23 protein-coding genes and 1 tRNA gene are annotated in these 23,791 nt (G+C 62.9%); 16 read left to right on the forward strand and 8 right to left on the reverse strand.

From position 1 onward, the window contains the following. Window positions 1–23 precede the first annotated feature (23 nt). Window positions 24–863 (forward strand): aminoglycoside phosphotransferase family protein, encoded by an 840-nt coding sequence (locus X730_RS154645; RefSeq protein WP_023669403.1) that lies wholly within the window; start codon window positions 24–26, stop codon window positions 861–863. A 53-nt stretch (window positions 864–916) separates the two neighbouring features. On the opposite strand, the gene X730_RS154640 is transcribed toward X730_RS154645, so the two are convergent. Then, window positions 917–2,041 carry a COX15/CtaA family protein gene (locus X730_RS154640; RefSeq protein ID WP_023708657.1) on the reverse strand — a complete coding sequence of 375 codons (1,125 nt, stop codon included), beginning with the start codon at window positions 2,039–2,041 and terminating at the stop codon, window positions 917–919. Window positions 2,042–2,193: 152 nt separating this feature from the next. Between X730_RS154640 and X730_RS154635 the strand changes: the two genes are divergently transcribed. Then, window positions 2,194–2,409, forward strand: a complete 216-nt coding sequence (locus X730_RS154635) for a DUF2842 domain-containing protein (protein ID WP_023669401.1) — start codon at window positions 2,194–2,196, stop codon at window positions 2,407–2,409. A 15-nt stretch (window positions 2,410–2,424) separates the two neighbouring features. On the opposite strand, the gene X730_RS154630 is transcribed toward X730_RS154635, so the two are convergent. Then, window positions 2,425–3,483 carry a polysaccharide deacetylase family protein gene (locus X730_RS154630; protein ID WP_023742829.1) on the reverse strand — a complete coding sequence of 353 codons (1,059 nt, stop codon included), beginning with the start codon at window positions 3,481–3,483 and terminating at the stop codon, window positions 2,425–2,427. Between the two features lie 91 nt (window positions 3,484–3,574). Here X730_RS154630 and X730_RS154625 point away from each other — a divergent pair, with 91 nt between their 5' ends. Beyond that, entirely contained in the window at window positions 3,575–4,804 is a 1,230-nt protein-coding gene (locus X730_RS154625) for a GNAT family N-acetyltransferase (protein ID WP_023669399.1), read from the forward strand. 3 nt (window positions 4,805–4,807) lie between these two features. Here X730_RS154625 and X730_RS154620 read toward each other — a convergent pair whose 3' ends face one another. After that, window positions 4,808–5,518: a GntR family transcriptional regulator gene (locus X730_RS154620; RefSeq protein ID WP_023669398.1), complete on the reverse strand. Its 711-nt coding sequence runs from the start codon at window positions 5,516–5,518 to the stop codon at window positions 4,808–4,810. A 264-nt stretch (window positions 5,519–5,782) separates the two neighbouring features. On the opposite strand from X730_RS154620, the gene X730_RS154615 reads away from it, so the two are divergent. From X730_RS154615 to X730_RS154590, 6 genes are all read left to right on the forward strand, one after another. After that, the gene (locus tag X730_RS154615; protein WP_023689478.1) at window positions 5,783–6,883 is read left to right on the forward strand and encodes an ABC transporter ATP-binding protein; all 1,101 of its coding nucleotides are present in this window, start codon (window positions 5,783–5,785) and stop codon (window positions 6,881–6,883) included. Between the two features lie 35 nt (window positions 6,884–6,918). Next, entirely contained in the window at window positions 6,919–8,208 is a 1,290-nt protein-coding gene (locus X730_RS154610) for a PotD/PotF family extracellular solute-binding protein (RefSeq protein WP_023689479.1), read from the forward strand. 237 nt (window positions 8,209–8,445) lie between these two features. Then, a complete protein-coding gene (locus X730_RS154605; RefSeq protein ID WP_023826058.1) occupies window positions 8,446–9,357 on the forward strand; it encodes an ABC transporter permease in 912 nt (303 codons plus the stop codon). A gap of 1 nt (window position 9,358) precedes the next feature. Next, a complete protein-coding gene (locus X730_RS154600) occupies window positions 9,359–10,177 on the forward strand; it encodes an ABC transporter permease (RefSeq protein WP_023669394.1) in 819 nt (272 codons plus the stop codon). Between the two features lie 2 nt (window positions 10,178–10,179). After that, complete coding sequence (locus X730_RS154595; RefSeq protein WP_023700526.1) at window positions 10,180–10,926, forward strand: aspartate/glutamate racemase family protein; 747 nt, start codon at window positions 10,180–10,182, stop codon at window positions 10,924–10,926. A gap of 5 nt (window positions 10,927–10,931) precedes the next feature. Further along, the gene (locus X730_RS154590) at window positions 10,932–11,768 is read left to right on the forward strand and encodes a GNAT family N-acetyltransferase (RefSeq protein ID WP_050588092.1); all 837 of its coding nucleotides are present in this window, start codon (window positions 10,932–10,934) and stop codon (window positions 11,766–11,768) included. Between the two features lie 98 nt (window positions 11,769–11,866). On the opposite strand, the gene X730_RS154585 is transcribed toward X730_RS154590, so the two are convergent. After that, on the reverse strand, window positions 11,867–14,086 hold the full coding sequence (locus tag X730_RS154585) for an exopolysaccharide transport family protein (RefSeq protein WP_023826059.1): 2,220 nt from the start codon (window positions 14,084–14,086) through the stop codon (window positions 11,867–11,869). A 264-nt stretch (window positions 14,087–14,350) separates the two neighbouring features. Here X730_RS154585 and X730_RS154580 point away from each other — a divergent pair, with 264 nt between their 5' ends. From X730_RS154580 to X730_RS154565, 4 genes are all read left to right on the forward strand, one after another. Next, on the forward strand, window positions 14,351–14,914 hold the full coding sequence (locus X730_RS154580; RefSeq protein ID WP_023669390.1) for a polysaccharide biosynthesis/export family protein: 564 nt from the start codon (window positions 14,351–14,353) through the stop codon (window positions 14,912–14,914). A 7-nt stretch (window positions 14,915–14,921) separates the two neighbouring features. After that, a complete protein-coding gene (locus tag X730_RS154575; RefSeq protein WP_023823256.1) occupies window positions 14,922–16,052 on the forward strand; it encodes a glycosyltransferase in 1,131 nt (376 codons plus the stop codon). An 86-nt stretch (window positions 16,053–16,138) separates the two neighbouring features. Beyond that, a complete protein-coding gene (locus X730_RS154570; RefSeq protein ID WP_023826060.1) occupies window positions 16,139–17,674 on the forward strand; it encodes an undecaprenyl-phosphate glucose phosphotransferase in 1,536 nt (511 codons plus the stop codon). Beyond that, entirely contained in the window at window positions 17,671–18,912 is a 1,242-nt protein-coding gene (locus tag X730_RS154565; RefSeq protein ID WP_023826061.1) for an O-antigen ligase family protein, read from the forward strand. Before X730_RS154570 ends, X730_RS154565 begins: the two co-directional genes overlap by 4 nt. Window positions 18,913–18,975: 63 nt before the next feature. Here the strand turns inward: X730_RS154565 and X730_RS154560 are convergent, their stop codons facing one another. Next, window positions 18,976–19,995 carry a glycosyltransferase gene (locus tag X730_RS154560; protein ID WP_196814812.1) on the reverse strand — a complete coding sequence of 340 codons (1,020 nt, stop codon included), beginning with the start codon at window positions 19,993–19,995 and terminating at the stop codon, window positions 18,976–18,978. A gap of 15 nt (window positions 19,996–20,010) precedes the next feature. Next, window positions 20,011–20,979: a glycosyltransferase gene (locus X730_RS1000000166050; RefSeq protein WP_196814813.1), complete on the reverse strand. Its 969-nt coding sequence runs from the start codon at window positions 20,977–20,979 to the stop codon at window positions 20,011–20,013. A 145-nt stretch (window positions 20,980–21,124) separates the two neighbouring features. On the opposite strand from X730_RS1000000166050, the gene X730_RS154545 reads away from it, so the two are divergent. Further along, window positions 21,125–21,201, forward strand: a tRNA-Pro gene (locus X730_RS154545). Between the two features lie 51 nt (window positions 21,202–21,252). On the opposite strand, the gene X730_RS154540 is transcribed toward X730_RS154545, so the two are convergent. Further along, a complete protein-coding gene (locus X730_RS154540; RefSeq protein ID WP_023826065.1) occupies window positions 21,253–21,714 on the reverse strand; it encodes a YbaK/EbsC family protein in 462 nt (153 codons plus the stop codon). Between the two features lie 244 nt (window positions 21,715–21,958). Between X730_RS154540 and X730_RS154535 the strand changes: the two genes are divergently transcribed. Then, the gene (locus tag X730_RS154535; protein WP_023826066.1) at window positions 21,959–22,411 is read left to right on the forward strand and encodes a cupin domain-containing protein; all 453 of its coding nucleotides are present in this window, start codon (window positions 21,959–21,961) and stop codon (window positions 22,409–22,411) included. Window positions 22,412–22,487: 76 nt separating this feature from the next. On the opposite strand, the gene X730_RS154530 is transcribed toward X730_RS154535, so the two are convergent. Next, window positions 22,488–22,781: a helix-turn-helix transcriptional regulator gene (locus tag X730_RS154530; protein WP_023682373.1), complete on the reverse strand. Its 294-nt coding sequence runs from the start codon at window positions 22,779–22,781 to the stop codon at window positions 22,488–22,490. A gap of 295 nt (window positions 22,782–23,076) precedes the next feature. On the opposite strand from X730_RS154530, the gene X730_RS154525 reads away from it, so the two are divergent. After that, the gene (locus tag X730_RS154525) at window positions 23,077–23,691 is read left to right on the forward strand and encodes a hypothetical protein (protein ID WP_023826067.1); all 615 of its coding nucleotides are present in this window, start codon (window positions 23,077–23,079) and stop codon (window positions 23,689–23,691) included. The last annotated feature ends 100 nt before the right edge of the window (window positions 23,692–23,791 follow it).

The following is a 23,791-nucleotide window of genomic DNA, read 5'->3' on the forward strand; positions in this document are numbered from 1 at the left end:
CACTTTTCGGCATCACGCTCTGAATGGACGCGCCTGCATTTCCAAAGCGCTGGAAGATCAGCGCGCCCGAGCTCATTGCGGAGACGTTTTCGAGCCGCATCTGGAAGGTGCGGCGTGAGGACGGCTCGCCGGCCATCGTCAAGGCGCTCAAACCATTCGACGATGTCGAGGACGAGTTGCGCGGCGAGCACTATCTCGCATGGCGGCGCGGCGAAGGCGCGGTGCGGCTGCTTGGCCGGGACGGCCACCGCATGCTGCTCGAATATGCCGGCGACACCCTGCTTTCCGACGTTCTGGCCAAAGAAGGCGACAACGCCGCGACCGCAATCGCGGCCGAGTTGATGGGGAGACTGTTCTCGCCCTCAAGACACCCTGCCCCGCCGGACCTGCAGCCGCTGCGGACACGGTTTGCCAGCCTGTTCAAAAAGGCCGGAGCCGATCGCGACGCCGGAGAGCACAGCCTCTATATCGAGGCCGCCGAAATCGCGGACCGGCTGCTCGATGCCCCGCATGCGGTCAAGCCGCTGCATGGCGACCTGCATCACGACAACATTTTGCACGGTGCGCGCGGCTGGCTGGCGATCGACCCGAAGGGCGTGCTCGGCGATCCCGGCTTCGACGCCGCCAATCTGTTCTACAACCCACTGGGGCGCGACGACCTCTGCCTCGATCCCGAGCGCATCGCGCATATGGCTGAGATCTTCGCCAGGACACTCGGCCAGACGCCGGCTGCCATTCTCGACCATGCCATCGCCTATGGCTGCCTGTCGGCCGCATGGCATCATGAGGACGAGAATGCGGTCGACGAGAACCGCGAGCTGTCGGTTGCGGGAGTGATCCGAAAGGTGCGGCTCAGCTTCTGACCGGCGCAGCCTCGCGCTTTAGACGTAGCGAGGCAGTTCGTTCGCGAAATAGATTATTGCGACGGCCAAGACACCGTAGACGATGTACCTGCGTTCATGGGCGGCCGCGTTGGCAGTGGATAGGCGCCCTTGTTGCCGCGCCAGTGGGCGGCGGCAAATCCCAGCAGGACCAGCGCGAAGGCCTGATGGGTCAGCGCCATGTGCAGCGGCACCTGCATCAGCAGCGTGCCGATGCCGATCGAGGCCTGCACCAGCACCAGCAGAAACAGCAGCGTTGCGCGGCGTGCGTGTGTCGTGCCCGGCAGCCGCCGGCGCGTCGCTATCATATGCCAGAGCGCGATGGCAAAGACCGTATAGGCGCCGAGCCGGTGGACGAACTGCACCGTCTTCGGGTTCTCGAAGAAATTGCGCCAGGCCGGTTCGAGCAGCAGCAGCTCGCCGGGGATGATCTTGCCGTCCATCAGCGGCCAGGTGTTGTAGCTCAGGCCGGCGTCGAGCCCTGCGACCAGCCCGCCGAGATAGATCTGGACCAGCGCCAGCAGCACGATGAAACCGGCCAGTCTTTGCGTCGACCGGCCGGCGGCAGGCTCCGAATGCGGCGCCAGCCCGCGCGCGACCACCATGGTGGCGGTGAAGATCAGGGCGGCAAGCGTCAAATGCGTCGCCAGCCGGTACTGGCTGACGGAGACGCGGTCGACCAGGCCGGAGGCCACCATCCACCAGCCGATGGCGCCTTGCAGGCCACCAAGCAGCAGAATACCGACCAGCTTTGGCCCAAGGCCGCGCTCGATGCGGCGCGTCGCCCACAAGACCAGCAACGGCAGGCCGAAGACCAGGCCGACACTGCGCGCCAGGATGCGGTGCGCCCATTCCCACCAGAAGATCGATTTGAAGGCGTCCAGGCTCATGCCCTTGTTGAGCTCGGCATATTGCGGAATCTTTTGATAAAGCTGGAATTCCTCCTGCCACTCCGCGTCATTGAGCGGCGGTATCACACCGTGGATCGGCTTCCACTGCGTGATCGACAGGCCGGAATTGGTGAGCCTGGTGGCGCCGCCGACCAGCACCAGCGCAAACAGCACCAGAAGCACGACATAGAGCCAGCCGCGCACCAGCGCCCGATTCTTCAAGTCGCGATCGCGGTCAATGTAAGGCGCGGCGGCTGATATTGCGGCCATGGGTTGGTCCCGGCAGGTTGACGTGGCGGATTGGTGAACCATCGCAACCCGGCTGACAAGACCGGACGGCGCGGCACGCCGTCGCGCCGCATCTCCCGGGTTGCACAGGCGCGCGGTTGGGCCTAAGCGAAGGCGATCAACGAGAACGCCTCATGCCCATCCGCCTGAAAAAGCTGATCGGAACCTTCCTGCTGGTGGCGCTGGTCATCATCTATGCGCTGGTCGCGTCGATCATAGCGGTCGCGCAGCTGTCGCAATCCAGCCCGCTGGTGCATTTCCTGTTCTTCCTGTTCAGCGGCCTGTTCTGGGTGCTGCCGGCGATGGGCATCATCAAATGGCTGATCCTGGAGCCGCCGCCGAAAGGCTGAAGCGCCCGACCCAGGTTAGATGGTGACGACCATTTTGCCGGCATTGGCCAGCGGCGTCGTCACGCCCGACAACATGGTGCGGATATGGGCGACGCTCTGGTAGCGGCCGTTGATCGAAATGCGCGGCAGCGCGTGCAGGAAGCCGGCGTGCTCGGCGTGCAGCACGCCGTGGCGAGTGGTCACCGCCGAGGCGTAGCCGGCGTCGCGGGCAAAGCCCACTTCGCGGCAGCCGACAGCGCTGGCGTAACCATAGGGGTAAGCGAGATGACGGGGGTCTTCGCCGAGCTGCGCCTGCAGTTGGCGCCTGACGTCGACGATCTCATGGCGCGCATCGGCTTCGTCGAGCCGCTTCAGATTGCGGTGGTTGACCGTATGCGCGCCGATCGTCACCAGCCTGTGCCCGGCCACGGCGCGGATATCGTCCCAAGTCATCAGCGTGCTTGGGCGCAAGCCATCGAGGTCGATGCCGTTCGAGCGCGCCAGATCGCGCAGCACGGCGCGCTGATCCTCCTCGCGCACCTCGAGCGTCAGATAGGCATGCAGACGCGCATTGGCGTGGAGTTTCTTGCTGTGGGTCGAGCAGTCTATGGTCACCGGCCCCTTCGGCGTCGCCAGCGTCAAACGCTCCCGCGCGTTGACGATATCCTCGACCACGTCCCACCATAAATCGGCGCTGCCGTCGATCAGACCCGGCGCGACATAGATGGTGATCGGCGCGTCGTGCTTTTCGAGCACTGGCAGCGCTTCGGTCATGTTGTCGCGATAGGCGTCGTCGGCGGTGATGGTGGCGAACTGGCCGTCCTTGCCGCCGGCCTTGATGCGCTCGATCGCCTCGTCGAGGGTGACGAAGGCATAGCCCCTCGACTTCATGTCGGCGACGAGAGCGTCGAGGAATCGCGGGGCGATGTTGAGGTGGCGGTTAACGCCGTCCGGCTTCTCCGGCGTGGCGGTGACCCGATGCAACATGAGGATGGCGCCAATGCCGCCGACAAACGGCTTGGCCAGCGGTGCAAGGCCGGTAAAGCGGGCGATATTAAGCGCCAGTTTCCGAACTGCCTCACCACCGTCGATCATTCATTCACCTTTTGCGCCTAGGCTCGATCCAAGCACGGAACGCGCCGACGCGAACTCCTGATCGCGACGAATACGCCTTAAGGATTGAGGTATGGTTGACGCCACCGCGTCATTTGACGGCAATCGGCTCGCCGCAAGCAAGGCGTCTGCGCGCACGCCGGCTGCCGACCAGACCAGTCTGTCGGTGTCGATCGCAGATGCTGCCGCGCTCGCCTCTTACGGCGAATTCTGCCGTTCGGCGCTGTTTGCGCCGGCGCAAAGCGCGGACTGGGTTCGTGCCTGGACGGCGCAGGCTAATCCCGATGCCGTCATTGCCACGCTGACAATCGAGGACAGGCCGGTCTTTGCACTGGCACTGGAAATCACGCGAACTGGTCCATTCCGCGTCGCCCGCTTCATGGGCGGGCGCCATGCCAACGGCAATTTCGCCGCCGCCGATCCGGCATGGCTGGCAAAGGCAGATGCTGGGGGGATCCGCAGGCTGGTGACGGCGATCGGCAAGGCGCGTCCCGACATCGATCTCGTTGCCTTGGAAAGGCTTCTGCCCGACCTCGATGGCGTTGCCAATCCGCTGGTGGCGTTCTCCAACTTTCCGAGCCCAAACCTGTCGCTCGCCGTCAATCTCGACGGTGGTTTCGATGCGCTGCTGTCGCGTGTGGGCGGCAAGCGCAAGCGCAAGAAGCACCGTTCGCAGACACGAAAATTCGAGGCGGTCGGCGTTCATCGCCGCATCGAGGCGCAGACACCCGAAGACGTGAACCGGCTGCTCGACGCTTTCTTCGAGATGAAGGAGTTCCGCTTCGCCAAGATGGGCATCGCCAATGTCTTCGGCGAGCCGGAGGTGCGGGCTTTCTTCCGTGCCCTCTTCGCCGGCGCGCTGGCCGAGGAGAAACCGGCCTTTGTGCTGCATGGGCTCGAAGTGGCCGGCAAGCTGCGTGCAATCACCGGCTCGAGCCGCTCGGGCAAACGCCTGATCTGCGAATTCGGCGCCATCGCCGAGGACGATCTCGGCCACACCAGCCCCGGCGATTTCCTTTTCTTCGACATCATCGAGGAAGCCTGCCAAACAGGCTTCGATGTCTATGATTTCTCGGTCGGCGACGAGCCCTACAAGCGGCTCTGGTGCGATATCGAGACCCAGCATTTCGAGGTGCTGGCGCCCCTGACGCTGAAGGGACGCGCCCTGGCGTCGGCGCTGCGGCAGGGCGCACGGGCGAAAGCCTTCATCAAGAACAACCCGACGGTCTGGAAGCTGACCAAGATGCTGCGCCGCAAGGCCGCCGGACAGGCAGCGCCCGCTCCCACGGACGACGAAAACTAGCGTTCAGAAATTCAGCGCTTCGCGGAGCGCCGGGCCGGCCCTGACCCGCAGGTCGAGATCTGCCTCGATGTGGTCGATATGGTGCAGCATCAGCCGGCTCACCAACCCGCAATCGCCGCTTTCCAGCGCGCCGACCATTTCCGTGTGCTCACTGTGTCCGCAGGCCGACACGCCGGATCGTCCGTAAAGGGCGATGACCAGCGACGAACGCGCCACTAGCTCCTCCATGAAGCGCTGCAGGATGGCATTGCCGGCGACGGAGGCGAGCAGCAGATGGAAATCGCCCGACGCCTTGATTTCGGAGCGCCGGGCGGTTGGGCCGCGCTCGGCGATGAAGCGGCCTTCCTCGTCGAGCTGCGCGCGGAACGCAGCGATATCGGTGGCTGTGACCCGCCCACAGGCGGCAATGGCTATGCCCGGCTCGATCAGCCGGCGCGATGCGAACACCTGGCGCGCTTCCTCGGGCGAAGGGTTGGCGACGAAGGCGCCACGGTTGCGCTCGGTACGCACCAGCCCCTCGAAGGACAGCATCTGCAGCGCCGCGCGCGCGACGGTGCGCGAGACGTCGAACAGCGTGCCGACCTCGCCTTCCGACAGCTTGGTGCCGGGCGTCAGCCGACGGTCGACGATGGCGTCCCGCAGATTGTCGCGAATCGCCTGGGCGCGATCCTGGTTGGCGCTGTCGGCGGAATGGATCTGATCGGCAATGTTCATGGCGATGATGGTTCCCAGCCTCTTCTAGCGCGACTCGTCGCCTGCGCACGAGAGGCAAAGTGGACACGAAGCCAAAAAAGATTGCATACGATTCTTGTGCAGATCGCGCACAATCGCCCATAATTTGTGCAATGCACAAGATAGCCTACCGGCTAGGCAGTGGGCAAGAACCCCGATTTCGCTGTCGATTCAAACGCTTGGGCCGATTGCCGCCGATTGGCACGCATAATGCATTGGTTAATGCGACCAAACGGGGAAGCCTGAATGTCCAAAGCCGCCGAGATCGACATCGTCTCCGTTTCGAAAGTGTACGGAACGACGACTGCCGTCGAGGCCATCAGCCTGAAAATACCGGCAGGCACCTATTGCTGCCTGCTTGGCCCCTCCGGCTGCGGCAAGACCTCGACGCTGCGCATGATCGCCGGCCACGAAAGCATTTCGTCGGGCGATGTCCGCCTCGGCAACATTGTCGTCACCGACCTGCCGCCGGCAAAGCGTGGCACGGCGATGATGTTCCAGTCCTATGCGCTGTTTCCGCATCTCGACCTTGTCGACAATGTCGCCTTCAGCCTGAAGATGAAGGGCGTCGACAAGGAGCAGCGCCGTGCCAAGGCGCTCGACATGCTCAAGCTGATGCAGATGGAGGCCTATGCGACGCGCCGGCCGGCGCAGCTTTCCGGCGGCCAGCAGCAGCGTGTTGCACTCGCCCGCGCTCTGATCACCGATCCCGAGGCGCTGCTGCTCGACGAGCCGCTGTCGGCACTCGACCCGTTCCTGAAGATACGCATGCGCGCCGAGCTGAAGAAATTGCAGACCTCGCTCGGCATCACCTTTGTCCACGTCACCCACAGTCAGGAGGAGGCCATGGCATTGGCGGACCTGATCGTGGTGATGAATGACGGCCGCATCGAACAGGCTGCGCCGCCACGAGATGTGTTCGAAAGGCCGGCCACCGCCTTCGTCGCGCGCTTCATGGGCGACCACAATGTCATCTCCGGCCGGGTCACCGGCGCGCGCGACGGCATGGTCGTCTTCGACGTCAATGGTGGCGCCTCGCTCGCCGCCCGCGGGCAAGGCCGGGAGGCGGGCCAGGAGGTGGGCACGCCGATCGACATCGCCATCCGCACCGACCATGTGCGCATCGGCGAAGCACCCTCTCCCGGCCTCGGCTTCACCGGCATCGTCTCCAACATCGAATATCGCGGCGCCACGGTGAAGCTGTCGGTCACCGGCGGCGGCATCGACGATTTCACCGTTATCATCGACGATTCCGACTTCTTCGCCAAACCCGTCGCCCTTGGCGACGCCGTACCGCTCGCCTGGGATTCCGAGGACGCCATCGTCCTCGGCCGCCTTCATTCATGAATTCAACGAAGCAAAACAAAAACAGGGAAATAGGAATGACAAAAACAGTAGAAACAAAGACCGGAATTTCGCGCCGTTCGTTGCTCAAGACAGGTGCGGCCGCCGTCGGCCTCGCCGCAGGCTCGGGCGCCATTACAGGCTTCCCGACCATCTGGGCGCAGTCCAACATCACGCTGCGCCAGTTCGGCACCGGCGTGTCGAACCTGAACGCGATCGCCGACAAGTGCAAGGCCGACCTCGGCATCACGCTGGAAATGACGGCGACCGATTCGGACGCGGCCGCCCAGCGCGCCGTGACCCAGCCCGACAGCTATGACATCGCCGACATCGAATACTGGATCTGCAAGAAGGTGTTCCCGAGCGGCGTGCTGCAGCCGATGGATGTCAGTAAGCTTAAATACTACGACGAACTGGTGCCGTTGTTCAAAACCGGCAAGCTGACGCCCGACAGCATCATTGCCCAGGGTACCGCGCCGCACACGGTCGGCTATGTCGAAGCGCAGGACTCAAAGACCTTCGCCAAGGCGCCGACCAAGTGGTTCACCATGGTGCCGACGATCTACAACGCCGATACGCTAGGCATCCGGCCCGACCTCGTCGGCCGCGACATCACCACCTGGGCCGACATCATGGACCCGGCCTTCAAGGGCAAGACCGCGATCCTCAACATCCCGTCCATCGGCATCATGGATGCGGCCATGATCATGGAGGCCACAGGCAACATCAAATATGCCGACAAGGGCAACATGACCAAGGAAGAGATCGACAAGACGATCGACTTCCTCATCAAGGCCAAGCAGGCCGGCCAGTTCCGCGCCTTCTGGAAGTCGTTCGACGAGAGCGTCAACCTGATGGCATCGGGCGAAGTGGTCATCCAGTCTATGTGGTCGCCGGCCGTCGCTGCCGTGCGCTCCAAAGGCATCGCATGCCGCTTCCAGCCGCTCAAGGAGGGCTATCGCTCATGGGGCGGCGGCCTTGGCCTTGCCGCCCATCTCAAGGGCGCCGAGCTCGACGCCGCCTACGAATACATCAACTGGTATACGTCGGGCTGGGTCGGCGGCTATCTCAACCGCCAGGGCTACTATTCCGCCAATATGGTCTCGGCCAAGAAGTTCATGTCCGAGGACGAATGGGGCTACTGGATCGAAGGCAAGCCGGCCAAGGGCGAGATCAAGGCGCCGGACGGCACCGTCATGGAAAAGGCCGGCGCCGTGCGCGACGGCGGCTCGTTCGAAGAGCGTATGGGCAAAGTCGCCTGCTGGAACTCGGTCATGGACGAGGACCGCTACATGGTGAAGCGCTGGAACGAATTCATCGCGGCGTAGAGCGGACGCGTTCACTGTGATGTTGCGATCCTTCGCGCCCCCCTCTGTCCTGCCGGACATCTCCCCCACTTGGGGGGAGATTGGCAGCGTCATGGCCGGCTCTTCGTTAGCAACGTTGGAGTTTGGCGAAGGCCGTTATGAGAGTTCGATCTCCCCGCTCGTGGGGGAGATGTCCGGCAGGACAGAGGGGGGCGCGAAGGATCGCAAGTCATCGCGATCACGCGGAGGATTTTCCCAATGACAGTCGCGCTCGAACGCCCCGCCATCGCAGCAGCCAAGCCCGCCAGACGCCGCCGCGTCTCCCTTGGCGCCGTCACGCCCTATTTGCAATCGGCGCCGCTGGCGGTCATCCTCGGTGCGTTCCTGCTCTTGCCAATCATCATGATCGTCGTCGTCTCCTTCTGGGACTACGACTTCGCCGCCATGTATCCGGATTTCCTGACGACGAACTATTCCGACGTGCTGGGATCATGGGTCACCTGGAAGACCTATCTCAACACCATCAAATTCGCTGCCATCGTCTGGGCTCTGACCTTGTTCATCGGCTTCTGGGTCGCCTATTTCCTCGCCTTCCATATCCGCACCACCGCCATGCAGATGGTGCTGTTCCTTGTCTGCACGGTGCCGTTCCTGACCTCCAACATCATCCGCATGATCTCGTGGATCCCGGTGCTTGGCCGCAATGGGTTGATCAACTCGACGCTGGTGCAATTGGGGCTGGTGCCAAAACCCATCGAATGGCTGCTCTATTCGGAATTCGCCGTGGTGCTGGCCATGGTGCATCTCTACACGCTGTTCATGGTAACGCCGATCTTCAACACGTTGATGCGCATCGACCGCTCGCTGGTCGAGGCCGCGCGCGATGCCGGCGCGTCCGGCTGGCAGGTCTTGTGGAACGTCGTCATCCCGCTGGCCAGGCCCGGCATGGCGATCGGCACCATCTTCGTCGTCACGCTGGTGATGGCCGATTTCTCCACTGTGCAGGTGATGTCGGGCGGCCAGAGCGCGTCGGTCGCACTGATGATGAAGAACCAGATGTCGCTGCTGCAGTATCCCGCAGCCGCCGCCAATGCCGTAGTGTTGCTGGTGTTGGTACTGTTGATGGTCGCGGGCATCCTGCGCATCGTCGACATCCGCAAGGAGCTTTGAGGTGAGCCACGAAAAACGCACCCTCGAATTCTATGTGCTTGCGGTCTTCTTCACTCTGTTCGTGCTGTTCCTCTACGGCCCGCTGTCGGCGATCCTGATCCTTTCTTTCCAAGGCGAGACCGGCGGCCTCACCTTCCCGCTCAATGGCGTGTCGCTGCACTGGTTCGCCAATCTGTTCGAGCGCCAGGCGGTCGGCGATTTCGGCGGCAGCTTCAAGCGCTCGCTCGTGCTCGGCCTTATGGTGATGATCGTCACCGTCGTCGTGTCGCTGCTGGCAGGGCTCGCTTTCCGGCAAAAATTTCGTGGCGCCACCGCTTTGTTCTACCTGGCGGTCGCCAGCCTCGTAGTACCCTCGATCATCATTTCGCTCGGCATCGGCGTCGTCTTCCAGCAGGTCGGCTTCCGCCCAGCCTGGTACACATCGGCCTTCGGCGCGCACCTGACCTGGACCTTGCCCTTCGGCGTGCTCATCATGTTCGCCGTCTTCAACCGCTTCTCGCCCGCCTATGAGGAAGCCGCGCGTGACCTGGGCGCCAACTCCTGGCAGACCTTCGCCCATGTCGTGCTGCCGATGATCGCGCCGAGCCTGATCGGCGTCGGCCTGTTCGGCTTCACGCTGTCCTATGACGAGTTCGCCCGCACGCTGATGACGTCGGGCACCTTCAACACGCTGCCGCTCGAGATCTACGGCATGACCACCAATGTCACGACGCCGGTGCTCTACGCGCTGGGCACGGTGACCACCGTGTTCTCCTTCCTGGTGATCCTGGCCACACTGGGCGCCATCCTCTATGTTGGCCGCAGGCGGGCCAGGGTTTGATTGTGCAGATACTGGTGGTGAACCCCAACACGACGGCGAGCATGACCGAGACGATCGCGGCGGCGGCGCGCGGCGTTGCCGGCGCCGGGACCGAGGTGATCGCGGTCACCTCCTCGATGGGCCCGGCCTCGATCGAGGGCTATTATGACGAGGCATTGGCCGTGCCCGGCCTTTTGATGGAGATCGCCGCCGGCGAACGTGCCGGGGCTCAGGCCGCCATCATCGCCTGCTTCGACGATACCGGCCTGGATGCGGCACGCGCCATGGCCTCCATTCCGGTCATCGGCATCTGCGAGGCCGCACTCGGTGTCGCCTCCTACATTGCCCAGCGATTCACAGTGGTGACGACCACCGAACGCTCGCGTGTCCCTGTCGAGGGGCTGGTGCAGCGCTATGGCATGGCCGGGCGTGCCCGCGTGCGCGCCGCCGACATTCCCGTACTCTCGCTTGAAGACGCTGCTTCCGGCGCTGTCGAGAAACTGCGCGCCGAGATCGCCCGCGCCATAGCGGAAGACCGCGCCGAGGCCATCGTGCTCGGCTGCGCCGGCATGGCCGACCTGGCACACCGGTTGCAGCAAGAGTTCGACCTGCCCGTCATCGACGGCGTCGGCGCCGCCCTCAAACAGGCCGAGGCGCTGATCGCATTGGGCCTGTCGACCTCGAAGCGCGGCTCCTATGCCAGTCCGCTGGCCAAGCCCTATCGCGGCGTGCTGAAATCCTTCTCGCCGGGGGTGGTCGCCGCGGAGTGAACGCTATGAAGCCTACCGTCCGCGCATTGTCTCCGCCGGAACTGACCGTTCTCATCGACTGGGCGGCGGCTGAAGGCTGGAACCCTGGCCTTGATGATGCCGCCGCGTTCCGGCCAACCGATCCTGAAGGGTTCATCGGCGCTTTTGTCGGCAACGAGATGACCGCCGCCATCTCGGCTGTCGCCTATGGCGGCAACTTCGGTTTCATCGGTCTCTACATCTGCCGACCAGACATGCGCGGCAAAGGCCATGGCAAAGCAGTCTGGAATGCGGGCATGGCCAGGCTGGCCGGCCGAACGGTCGGCCTCGACGGGGTCGCCGCGCAGCTGGCGAATTATCGCCGCACGGGATTCAGCTCGGCGTACGAAACCATCCGCTTCAGCGGCCGTATCGCGACCCCGCCCGTCCGAAGCGAAGGGGTGCGCATGATAACCACGCAACTCGTGCCCGACATCATCGCCTATGACGCCCGCTGTTTCCCCGCGCCTCGACGAGCCTTCCTGCACCGCTGGGCGCAGCCGCCGCATTGCGGGTTCGCCGCGATCAGTTCACTCGGCACCATAGGCTACGCCGTGGCTCGTCCCTGCCGTTCGGGTTACAAGATCGGCCCGCTGTTTGCCGACGACACCGAGACGGCGATGCAGCTCATGGGCAGTCTGGCTGCCGCATGCGAAGGTGGCGACCTGCATATCGACGTTCCTGCCGAAAATTTCGATTTCACCACGGCGCTTTCAGCAATTGGTTTCAGGCCGACCTTCACCACCACGCGCATGTACAAGGGCCCGCCTCCGAAGGTCGACTCGCGACGAATATTTGGCGTGACGACCCTGGAGTTGGGGTAGATCCCGGCGCCGACTGACAGGCTTGGTTTTTCGGGAGCCGGCGGGCGATGGACGAGCCGATCCGTAGTAGCGCCGCCTAAGTCGAATTGTCTGATGTCTCAGGCGGCGCTACGTCGTCCCGGCACGGGGTTACCCGGCGTCTCGTGGCCGATCGGCGTCACCAGAGTGAGGTCGGGATAGCCGCTTTCGATCAGCTCGACGGCGGCCTGCGCCACCTCATCGTCCGCCTGCAGCATGGACATGAAGACCTCAGTGCTGTCGCCGACCAGTCGGCTGATGCCTTGCGCATCGGCCGGTCCGCATTCGACAATGACCAGATCATAGGCAGTGGTCAGCGACTGCATGATGATCGGCAGCCGGTCGGCGGCGCGCATGGCGCGAACCGGATCGGCGGTGCCGACGGGAACGACATGGCAGTCGGAATAGAGGTCAGCGTGAATGACGTCGCTGAACTGCGCTTCCGAAGCCAGCAGATTGGTGATGCCGGGGAAAAGTCCGCTGTCCAGCATCGGCCGCGAGGCGGCACCTGACGCCGTGAGATCGAGCAGCAGCACACGCAGGCCAGCGTCGGAGACTTCGCGCGCTACCAGCACTGCCGATGCAGCCGCCTCATCGCCTTCGGGCGACACGAAGATGGCGCGCGCAGCACCGCTGGCGATCAGCTTTTCCGCCGCCTTCTCGACATCGATCTCGCCAAGGCTGGAGCGTACCCGCTCGGATTGCGGTTCTGGATCGGCAGCCGCTGCTCCTTCCAGCACTGAAGGAGCCGGCTCCTGCTCCGGCTCGGGCGCCAGTTCAGACTCCATGGCCGTCCGCTGATCGACCACCTCCTCGGCCACGACTGCGGCCGGTTCCGGGTCGACGACCGGCGCCGACATTGCCGGCATCGCAACCTGTTCGATGCGGTCCAAGCGGGCCCCTGGGGCCGGACGCATGGCGCGGCCGGAAAACAGCTCCTGCAGCAGCGTGATGACCGACATCAGCAGCAGCGAGCCGACGAAGGCGGCGCCGACGATCGGCACGAGCTTGGGGAAATAGGGTTCCGACGGCACGCGCGCCTCGGAAAACACGCTGGCATCGACCGGCAGGTAATTCTTGCGCGAGGACACTTCGCGGAAGCTCGCCATATAGGATTCAAGCTGCTGGCGCCGGACGTTCGCCTCGCGCTGCAGCGCATCCAGCTGGACCTGCTCCTCGCCGGCCCGCGACGACGCCGCTTTCAGCTTGTTGACGTCCGATATCAGCTGGTTTTCGCGCGCCTGGGCGGTCTGCGCCTGCGTCAGCAACCCGCGCATGATTTTTTGCGCTTCGTTGCGGATCTGGCCGTCGAGATCGGCAAGCTGCGACCTCATCGCCCGCAGGCGGGGATGGTTGTCGAGCAAGGTGGTGGAAAGATCGGCGATGTTGGTTCTGAGCTCGATCTGACGCTCACGCAGCCGCTGGATCAGATCGGAAGACAGCACTTCGGGTACAGCGTCCAGCGAACCGCCATTCTGCAAAGCCTGGCGCACCCTTTCGGCCGTTGCCTCGGCCGAAGCGCGGCTGGCGCGCACACGCGACAGTTCGGTCGATAGCTCGGACAATTGCTGCGTCGCCAGCACCGAATTGTTGCCAGCCATCAACAGGTCCGACTGGGCGGAGCGGAAGGCCGCGACCTTGGCCTCTGCATCCCTGACCTGCTTCTGCAGATCGTCGATTTCCGGCCCGAGGAAGGCGGTCGCGGCGGCGTTCGACTTGGTCTTGGCATCCGCCTGGTAGGCCAGGTAGGCCTTAGCAATGGCGTTCGGAATGTCGGCGGCAAGCTGGGGATCTTCAGAGGAAAATTCGACGGCGATGACGCGGGTCTTTTCCACGCCATAAACATTGAGCTTGTCGCGCATCTTCGTCAGCACGCGCTCTTCGAGCGGAATTTCTTCCGGATCGCTCTTCAGCCCGGCAATGACCAGGAGCCGGGTGACCGGCGACATGCCGAGCGCATCGTTGAACTCGGGCTTGTCGCCCAGCTTAAGGTCGGCAGCCACCTGCTTGAGAATGTCGGACGAGGAAATGACCTGAACCTCGGTTGCTACACCTTCCGCATCGAGCACAGGTTTGTCGTCTTCATTGGTACCGGCAGGCCGCGTATAGGCCGATTCGCTCAACTGGATTTTCAGCTGCGTCGTGGCCTTATAATGCGGCGTGGCAAGCCACGCGAACGCGAAGGCGAGACCAGTGACGAGAAGCGTGATCACAAGAATGCGCAGCCAGTTCCGCGCCAGGCTGGCGAAGAGCTGTCTCAGGTCGACATCGACATCTGCGGCCGCGGACTGGTCGGACATGCATTCCTGCTCCGGACATGAGGCTAGATGGTAGCGTAAACAACTATGGTAACTCAGCCGTTAAGATCGCGGTAAGCAGCTGTTAGGGTTTGCTGACATCCGGTAAACAAAGCCAGCAAAACTATACGGCTTTTTGTCGATTGCCGCCAAATCGGCCGCGTCCCTTTACCGGCCATTAACCCTAACAGGATGATAACGAACCCAGATCCTTAAGGTTTGCCGCCGTGTCCTGGCGGCCATAGCGACGAAGGTGTGTGTCCGATCATGAAAAGCGCTGCTGGTCTGTTTCGCGCTCTGCTGGCCGTGTCGATGCTCGCCGGCTGCTCCAGCTACCGGCCGACGCCGGCGGCCTTCCACGAGGTACTCGACCAGCCCTATCGGCTCGGCGCCGGCGACCGTGTCCGCGTCACCGTGTTCGAACAGGACGGTCTGACCAACACCTACAGTGTCGATCAGTCCGGCTACATGTCCTTCCCGCTGGTCGGCGCGGTGCCGGCGCGCGGCCACACGGCCCAGCAGCTGGAAAAAGCGCTCGCCGACAAACTGCGCCAAGGCTATCTGCGCGACCCCGACGTGTCGGTCGAGATCGATCGCTACCGGCCGATCTTCGTCATGGGCGAAGTGGGCGCCGCCGGCCAGTATTCCTACGTGCCGGGCCTCACCGTGCAGAAGGCCATCGCGATTGCGGGCGGTTTCTCGCCGCGCGCCAACCAGGAAAGCGTCGACATCACCCGCGACATCAACGGCAAGGTGATGACAGGCCGGGTGGTTACCTCCGATCCGCTGCTGCCGGGCGACACGGTCTACGTTCGCGAACGCCTGTTCTGACATCAACGTGGCGGACCAGCTCAGGATCGTCCACTGCTTTCGCTCACCCGTCGGCGGGATCTTCCGGCATGTGCGCGACCTGACGGAGGCCCAGCTCGCCGCCGGACATGTTGTCGGCATCGTCTGCGATTCGACCACCGGCGGCGAATACGAGGAACGCCTGTTCGACCAGATGAAGGACAGCCTGGCGCTCGGCATCCATCGCACGCCGATGCAGCGCCATGTCGGGCCGGGCGACTTCGCCTCGGCCTGGCGCACTTACAGGATCATCAAGGAATTGCAGCCGGACGTGTTGCACGGACATGGCGCCAAAGGTGGCGCCTATGCCCGTCTGTTCGGCTCATTGTTGCGGGTATCTAGGTCTCGCGTAGCCCGCCTCTATTCGCCGCATGGCGGCTCCCTCCACTATGATGAAACGACGACGACCGGGAAGCTGTTCTTCGCGCTCGAGCGCTTCATGGCGCGCTTCACCGACTGCCTGCTGTTCGTCTCCGACTATGAGCGGCGCACCTATCGCAGGAAGGTCGGCGAACCGCCTATCCCGAACACGCTGGTCTATAACGGCCTGCGCGCCGCCGAGTTCGAACCGGTGGTCGCACAGCCCGACGCGGCCGACCTGCTCTACATCGGCATGATGCGCGACCTCAAAGGGCCTGACATTTTCATCGACGCGCTGGTGCTGGCCGGGTCCCAGCTTGAGCGCCGCTTGACCGCGGTCATGGTCGGCGATGGCGACGACCTGCCGCGCTACCATGCGCAGGTGAAACGGCTGGGCCTCGGAAAACAGGTCCGCTTCTTGCCGCCTATGCCAGCCAGGGAGGCCTTTGCACTGGCCGACCTCGTGGTTGTGCCGTCGCGCGCGGAAGCCATGCCCTATATCGTGCTGGAGACGCTGGCCGCCGGCAGGCCGATGATCGCCACGGCCGTCGGCGGCATTCCCGAAATCTTCGGTGAGGGATCCCCTGCCCTGATCCGTCCCGATCCGCGCCAACTCGGCGACAAGGTGGGTGAAGCGCTGCGCGATCTCGACGCATACCGGCGCGTCATGCCCGACACCGCCAGGCTCAGGGCGCGATTCGGCGCCGATGTGATGGCCGCCGAAATCGAAAAGGCCTATTTCGCCGCGCTCAACAGATAGACGACCGTCCAAAACCACAAGTTGTTCTCAAGGTTTTTTTAGCTCTCTTTCTGCTATCGTCATCGCGGAAGCTTGTGGGAAACCCGATGAACGAGACCGACCCCACGCGCCGCTTTTCGGCCGATGCGGTGCGCAAATTCGACAGTCCTGCCGAGAGCCCCACGCCCGGCGGCATGAACAGTGTTGCCCGCCAGGTCGCCTCGCAATACCGGCGCGATACGATGTCGCCGGTCATGGTCAGCGGCGTATTGCGCATCGTCGAATTCGGCTTGCTGTTCCTGTCGGGGCTCGCGCTCTACTTCCACTTTGTCGGCTTCTTCAACTATCTCGCCTGGCAATATCCGCTGACCATTGCCGCGGCGTCATTCGTGGCCGTGGTGCTGCTCGACGTCAGCGATTGCTACCAGATCTCCGCCTTGATGCGACCGATCGCCAATCTCGGCCGCGTGCTGATGGTCTGGGCCGGCACCTTCGCGCTGATGGCGCTGACGGCCTTCATCATGAAAATGTCGGAGGATTATTCGCGTCTGCTGTTCGGCACCTGGTTTGTCGTCGGCCTGCTTCTGCTGTTCGGCCTCAGGCTGGTGATGTCGAAGCTGATCCGGCGCTGGGCGCGCAACGGCCGCATGGAACGCCGCGCCGTCATCGTCGGCGGCGGCAAGGCGGCCGAGATGCTGATCCGCTCGGTCGAGAAGCAGCCAGACAACGACATCCGCATCTGCGGCATCTTCGATGACCGCGGCGACAAGCGCTCGCCGCCGATCGTGGCCGGCTATCCCAAGCTCGGCACCATTTCGGAGCTGATGGAATTCGCTCGCATCGCGCGCATCGACATGCTGATCGTGTCGCTGCCGCTGACTGCCGAAACGCGCGTGCTGCAGCTGCTGAAGAAGCTCTGGGTGCTGCCGGTCGACATCCGGCTCTCGGCGCATTCGAACGCTTTGCAGTTTCGCCCGCGCGCCTATTCCTACATCGGCTCGGTGCCGATGCTCGATATCTTCGACAGGCCGATCAACGACTGGGATTCGGTCGCCAAGCGCGCCTTCGACATCGTCTTCTCGCTGATCGGCATTGTCCTGTTCTCACCGGTGATGCTGGCGACGGCCATCGCCATCAAGCTCGACAGCAAGGGTCCGGTGCTGTTCAAGCAGAAGCGGCACGGCTTCAACAACGAGATCGTCGAAGTCTACAAATTCCGCTCCATGTATACCGACCGGTCGGACCCGACCGCCAAGCAGACGGTGACCAAGAACGATCCGCGCGTCACCCGCGTCGGCCGCTTCATCCGCAAGAGCTCGATCGACGAGCTGCCGCAGTTCTTCAACTCGCTGTTCGGCACGCTGTCACTGGTTGGCCCGCGCCCGCATGCGATTGCCGCGCAGTCGCACAACCTTCTCTACAATGAGGTGGTCGACGGCTATTTCGCCCGCCACAAGGTCAAGCCCGGCGTTACCGGCTGGGCGCAGATCAATGGCTGGCGCGGCGAGATGGACACCAATGAGAAGATCCGCATGCGCACGGAATACGACCTCTATTACATCGAGAACTGGTCGATGCTGTTCGATCTGCGCATCCTGCTCATGACGCCGCTGCGGCTGCTCAACACGGAAAACGCCTATTGAGCGCGATTTCCCATGATGTGCCGCAGGCTGCGGTCAATGCCAAGCTGATCGCGCTGATATCGTCGGGCGCGGTGTTTTTCGGCGTCTTCCTGTCAGGCTTCGTCATCGACGAGCCGGCGCCTTACGATCTTTTCATGGTCGGGCTGATCGGGGTGTGGGGGCTGTTTGGCCTGCGCATATCGCGCGCGGCCGTGCCGCTGCTGGTGCTGCTGATCACGATGAACATCGGCGGCATGATTGCCATGACGCAGATGGCCGATCTCGCCAACACACCGCTCTATCTCGCCGTGTCGCTTTTTCTCGCTTTCACCGCGGTGTTCTTCTCGTCGGTGACTGCGGTGCAGCCCGGCCTCTACCGGCTGATCTTCATCGCCTATGTCGTCTCCGCGGTGGTGACCTCGCTGCTCGGCATTGCCGGCTATTTCCACGCTTTCCCGGGCGCTGAAATCTTCACCAGATACGACCGCGCCCAGGGCGCCTTCCAGGATCCGAACGTGTTCGGGCCGTTCCTGGTGCTGCCCGGCATCTATCTGCTCTATCTCCTGTTGACCGGCTCGATCGCGCGCATGCCGCTTCTGGCGGTGCCGCTGCTGATCATCACCGCCGGCATTTTCTTCTCCTTCTCGCGCGGCGCCTGGGGCATGTTCGCCGTCTCGGCCATCCTGCTCACCGGCGCCCTGTTCCTGCAAAGCAACAGCGGCAAGTTCCGGCTGCGCGTCATCATCATGACCATTGCCGTCGTCACCCTGCTGGTGGTCGCCATGATCGTCATCCTGCAGCTGCCCGGCGTCGGCGAGATGTTCTCCAGCCGCGCCCAGCTCGAACAGAGCTACGACACGGCGCGCCTTGGCCGCTTCGCCCGCTACACGATCGGCTTCGAGATGGCGCTCGAACACCCGCTCGGCATCGGCCCGCTGGTATTCGGCACCATTTTCGGCGAAGACACGCACGACATCTGGCTGAAGACGTTGATGGATTATGGCTGGCTCGGCTTCGTCTCGTTCCTGTCGCTGACGCTGTGGACGATCGCCGCCGGCTTCCGCATCCTTTTGCGCGACCGGCCGTGGCAGCCCTATCTGCTCTGCGCCTACGTCGCTTTCATCGGCAATATCGGGCTCGGCACTTTCATCGACATCGACCACTGGCGCCATGTCTACCTGCTGCTTGGCCTGATCTGGGGCGCGATCGCGCTGGAATACAGGCATCAGCGCGGGTTCCGGGCGGTGGCGGCAAGCTAAACCGACGGAAACGCCGCCGAGTTCGGAAGACCCCGCCCTGCTGACGGATTGTCGGGATTTCCTCTATCTCGCGATGCCGGCAACCCGCTCGGGGTATTGCACTGCCAGCATCGACTTGTCGGCGTGATCGGCGAAGATGGCGCTGACCTTTTCGGCGTCGAACCGCGCCCGTCGCTTGCGCTTCTCGTCGTTCAGCAAAATCCCGCTGATGGCGTCGAACTTGCGGCCGAGGTTTTTCAATATGCCTCTCTTGACCGGCCAGCTGCTGCTGAAACGGCCGGCCCAGGGCGTGCCTTTCGCCAGATCGCGATAGATCGCCATGGCCTCGACCTCGACCCCGATGGGCGGACGGTCCCAGGGCTTGCCCCAGGCGAAGTGGCGGGCGTAGCAGCGGCTGAAAGGGATCTGGCTGGTGTAATTGGTCATCACGTTCCAGAACGGGTGCATTGTCTGCCACCGGCCCTCGAAGGCCACGTTTAATGGGCCTTGGTCCATTCCGTAGACATGCTCGGACGCCAACTCCCGCGTACGCTCCAGCAGTCCCTCACGCCTGACCAGCGGCATGTTGAACACCAGCACACCCGAATTGAATTTCGGCGCCCCAGGCTGCACCGGCAGATGTTTCCTGAACTTCGCGTCGAAGTAGGTTTGCTCGTCGTGTGCGGCCAGCAATGGAGCTTTGAGCGGGGTGTTGCAGAGGTCTGCTATCGATCGGTTGAAAAGCACATCGGCGTCGGAATAGACGATGCGGTCGTACGACTCGAATTCAGGCAATCTGTCCGCAAACAGCCTGATGTAGGCCGCAAGCGAAGGATGCGTCGCCCGGTTGTAGTTCGTCGCGTCCATGAATTCCGTTACGTCGATGACGCCGATCTTCCCACCGAGCAAACGCTCGCCCGCATCCCGGTCTTCACTGGGGATGATGCCGGTGTGCAGAATAAAGCCGTCTACGGGCGTCGAGACATCTAGAACACGCCGCGCCGCCAGACAGGCAAAAGGAAAGAATTTCTGGTCAGCAGCGAAAAAGAAACACGATTTTTGCGACATATTACACCACTCGCTGCCTGCGTCCCTATCTGTCAAAAAACGTCGTAAGACTCAGTCGAATCGGCCGAGCCTTTCTGGAAACTGCACAGCCATCGCACCGGCATCAGCATGCTCGGCATATATCTTGTGGACCTTGCTGCCGTCATACCGTGCTCGCCGCCGATACCGATCCTTGTTCGGCAACATCCCCATCATGCCGTCGAACCTGCGGGCGAACCGCCTCATGACGCCCCGCTCGAAGGGGATACGCTGCCGGAAGGGCTCAAGCCAAGGCGTATCCCTTGCCAGATCGCGCCAGACGGCAAGCGCCTCGAGTTCCACGTCGACCTGGCTTCCCCAGGGCTTGCCGCCGGCGAAATGCCGCGCATAGGCTTGGGCGAAGCGGAATTCCTTCGTATCGTTGGACATCAAATTCCAGGCCGGGTGCATCGTCTGCCACTTGCCCTCGAAGGCGATGTTCAGCGCGTTCTGATCGTTCATCTGCCCGGCAACGGCAACATCTCTGGCGCGGTGCAAAAGTCCCTGTTGACGCACCGGCGGCATGTTGAAGACGATGATGCCGGCGTTGAAATAAGGCGCTCCCGGCTGCATCGACAATTTGTGCCGGTAGCCTGGGCGGAAGTACATATAATCGTCATGGGCGGCCAACAATGGGGCATGAAGTGTCTGGCCCACCAGGTCACCTATATCCCGATTGAAGAGGACATCACAATCGACATGGGCGATGCGGTCATAGTCCGCGAACTGAGGCAGCTGGTCGGCGAAAAGCCGAACAAAAGTGCCGACATTGCTTGGCCGAAAAGTATGACCGGCCTGCGCAAACAACGCCGATACGTCCATTATGCGAAGACGGTTCTTGAGCAGGCGTTCAGCAACACGCATATCGGCATCACGTGCGCCGACATGCAGGATGAAGCCTGGCGTTGCGTCTCCCGAAACATCCAGAATTCTGCGCGCCGCCAAGCATGCATACGGAAAATAGTTGGCGTCGGCCGCCAGAAAAAAACAGGAATTGGCCACGCGCAATCTTTCTTATCGAGACTAGGCGAGCCATATCGCCTTGGCGTTGCGGCGACAAGGCCGGATGCCTCGCGACTTTTCCGGTCCAACGCGCCGTTTTAGCGCTTGCACCATAACCCTTGAAAATATATGGCTTTGCGCGGTCCGGAGTGTAGCGCAGCCCGGTAGCGCACTTGACTGGGGGTCAAGGGGTCGTCGGTTCGAATCCGGCCACTCCGACCATTTTTAGACAGGACTTGCCCCCAAAGGTCCTGCTTCTCAAATCACCAACATTCATCCTTGGCAGACGTCGACCCATTCGGCGCCGACAATATGTGCCATGCGCTGCGGGCTGAGCCTTACAGCGGCGTTGGTGGCGCCGGCCGCGGGCACGACTTCATCGAAGGCGCGGAGCGAGACGTCGCAATAGACCGGCAGCGGCGCCGGCAGGCCGAATGGGCAGACGCCGCCGACGGGATGGCTGGTAATCGCGACAACCTCGTCGGCGTCAAGCATGCGCGGCTTGCCGCCGAAACGGTCCTTGAATTTGCGGTTGTCGAGCCTCGACATGCCGCCGGCCACGATCAGCATGGTCTCACCGCCGACGCGCAGGCAGATGGTCTTGGCGATCTGCGCCGGCTCCACGCCATGCGCCTCAGCCGCCAGCGCCACCGTCGCGGAACTCGCTTCGGTGACGAGCACTTCGACATCGGGCGCATGGGCAGCCAGGAAGGCGCGCACGGTCTCAAGGCTCATCTCGGCATTGTCCCATTCGAAAACGGTTAGCGTTCACACTGGATAGCTTCACGCTCGGTCGGCGGCAACCTCCCCGCCCCTCGACGACTGCAGCGGTACCAGGCCAGGCGGGTCGCGCCGCATGTCAGCAACGCAAGGCGCATCCCCCGTGCGGGAGATGTGTTCGGGCTGCTGCCTTGGTAGGTCGCAATGGATCAGGGCCGGCGCTGATGCTGTGCTCCCACGATCAACCGGAGAGATCATCATGCTCAAGCTCGCCTCGGCTCTGGCGCTGCTGCTTATCGGGACGGCGCCGCTGCTTGCCGACGACATGCCGATAAACGCGGACGCCATCAAATGGGGCCCTGCTCCTGCTGTCTTGCCCGCCGGCGCGGACATGGCTGTCATCGCCGGGGACCCCTCGAAGGATGGCATCTACGTGCTGCGGTTGAAGCTGCCGGCCGGCTACGGGATTGCCGCGCACAACCATCCCACCTCGGAATATGTGACGGTGATTTCCGGCAATTTTCATATCGGCATGGGCGACAAGCTCGACGAGACCAAGGGCATCGAACTGACCGCCGGCGGCTTCGGCGTAGCCCCACAGGGAATGAACCATTACGCCTGGACGACAAGCGCTACGATCGTCCAGGTTCATGGCGAGGGGCCGTTCGCGATCACCTACGTCAACCCGGCGGACGATCCGAGCAAGAAGTGACATTCGCCGTTGGGCGAATGCAACAAGCCCGCCAGGGCAAACCATGGCGGGCTTGTTGAACGACGCTTGGCCGTTGTTATGAAACGGACCGGTTTTCCACAGGCGCCGTGGGCGCCGGGGCATCGATCAGGGCCGTTTCCGGCAATTGCAATGCTGCGGCGATCCGGCGAAGTTTCGTCGGATCGGTGTCCTTGCCGCTCTCTATGTCGGCAATCTCGCTGGTCGACAGACCGCAGGTCAGGGAAAGCTCTTCAATACTGTATCCCTTTGTCTCCCGGATGGCTTTGAGGCCGGGGTGCTCAAGCGCTACATCGGCCGCAACATCGGCCGCCAGCCTGGAGAAGGGTTCGTGTTTTGCAGTTTGGGGCATTGGCAACTCCATGGGGCTAAAGAGTTTTGGATCAAATGATAGGGTGTTGCCTGAGAGCCGGGACAATGCCCGCTTGACGGCGATTTGCCAAGGCCCAAACCGACCGTCACAGCATCGTGAACCGGCGTCAAAACCGCAGGCGCCAGGGCACATATAGGATCTCCCCCCGATCTCCCAATCAAGTTCTTTTGAAGGGCCGCACGCCGAAGTGTTCAGCGGTTTTGCGCCGCTCGCGCGTTAGCCTGATGTTGCTGGCAGTCGCATCGGGCCAGCTTTTCCCAAGAGGATCAGATCCATGACATTCAAGACATCAGCCATCGTGCTCGCCACGATTTCAGGCCTCGCCGGCGCGAGCATGGTCGCGGCGCAAGCCGCCGAGGCCGTGCGCATTCGCGGCACGGTGACCGCCTTTGCCGGAGCGACGCTGACGGTGAAGACCCGCGAAGGCGCTACCGACGCCATCGCGCTGGCTGAAGGGTGGAAGATTTCCGGCGTCGCCAAGGCGGATGCCGGGGATATCAAGCAAGGCGATTTCCTCGGCATTGCCTCTGTTTCGAAGGCCGATGGCGGCAGCGGCGCGCTTGAGGTGGTGATCTTCCCGGCCGCGCTGAAGGGCGCCGGCGAAGGCGACCGCCCGTGGGATCTCGAGCCCAACAGCCGGATGACCAACGGCACGGTCGCCGATGTCACCGAGATTGCAGGTCGCACGGTGATGCTGACCTACGACAATGGCCAGAAAAAGCAGATCGCGATCCCGCAGACGACGCCGGTGGTGACCTTCGCGCCGGCGACGCCCGCCGACCTCAAGCCTGGCGCTGTGGTGTTCGTCAACGCCGAGCGCGGCAGCGACGGCAAGCTGACCGCGAGCCGGGTCGTTGTCGGCACCAACGGCGTCATTCCGCCGATGTAAGTTGCCGACGAAGCCGCCAGACACAATCCAGAAACAAAATTCTACAGTCCGGAAAAACTGTCGAAAAGTTCGGAGGCGATAGTCATGACTGCGGGGTTCA

The organism is Mesorhizobium sp. L103C131B0 (assembly GCF_000502275.1).
In the GTDB taxonomy this organism is placed as follows: domain Bacteria; phylum Pseudomonadota; class Alphaproteobacteria; order Rhizobiales; family Rhizobiaceae; genus Mesorhizobium.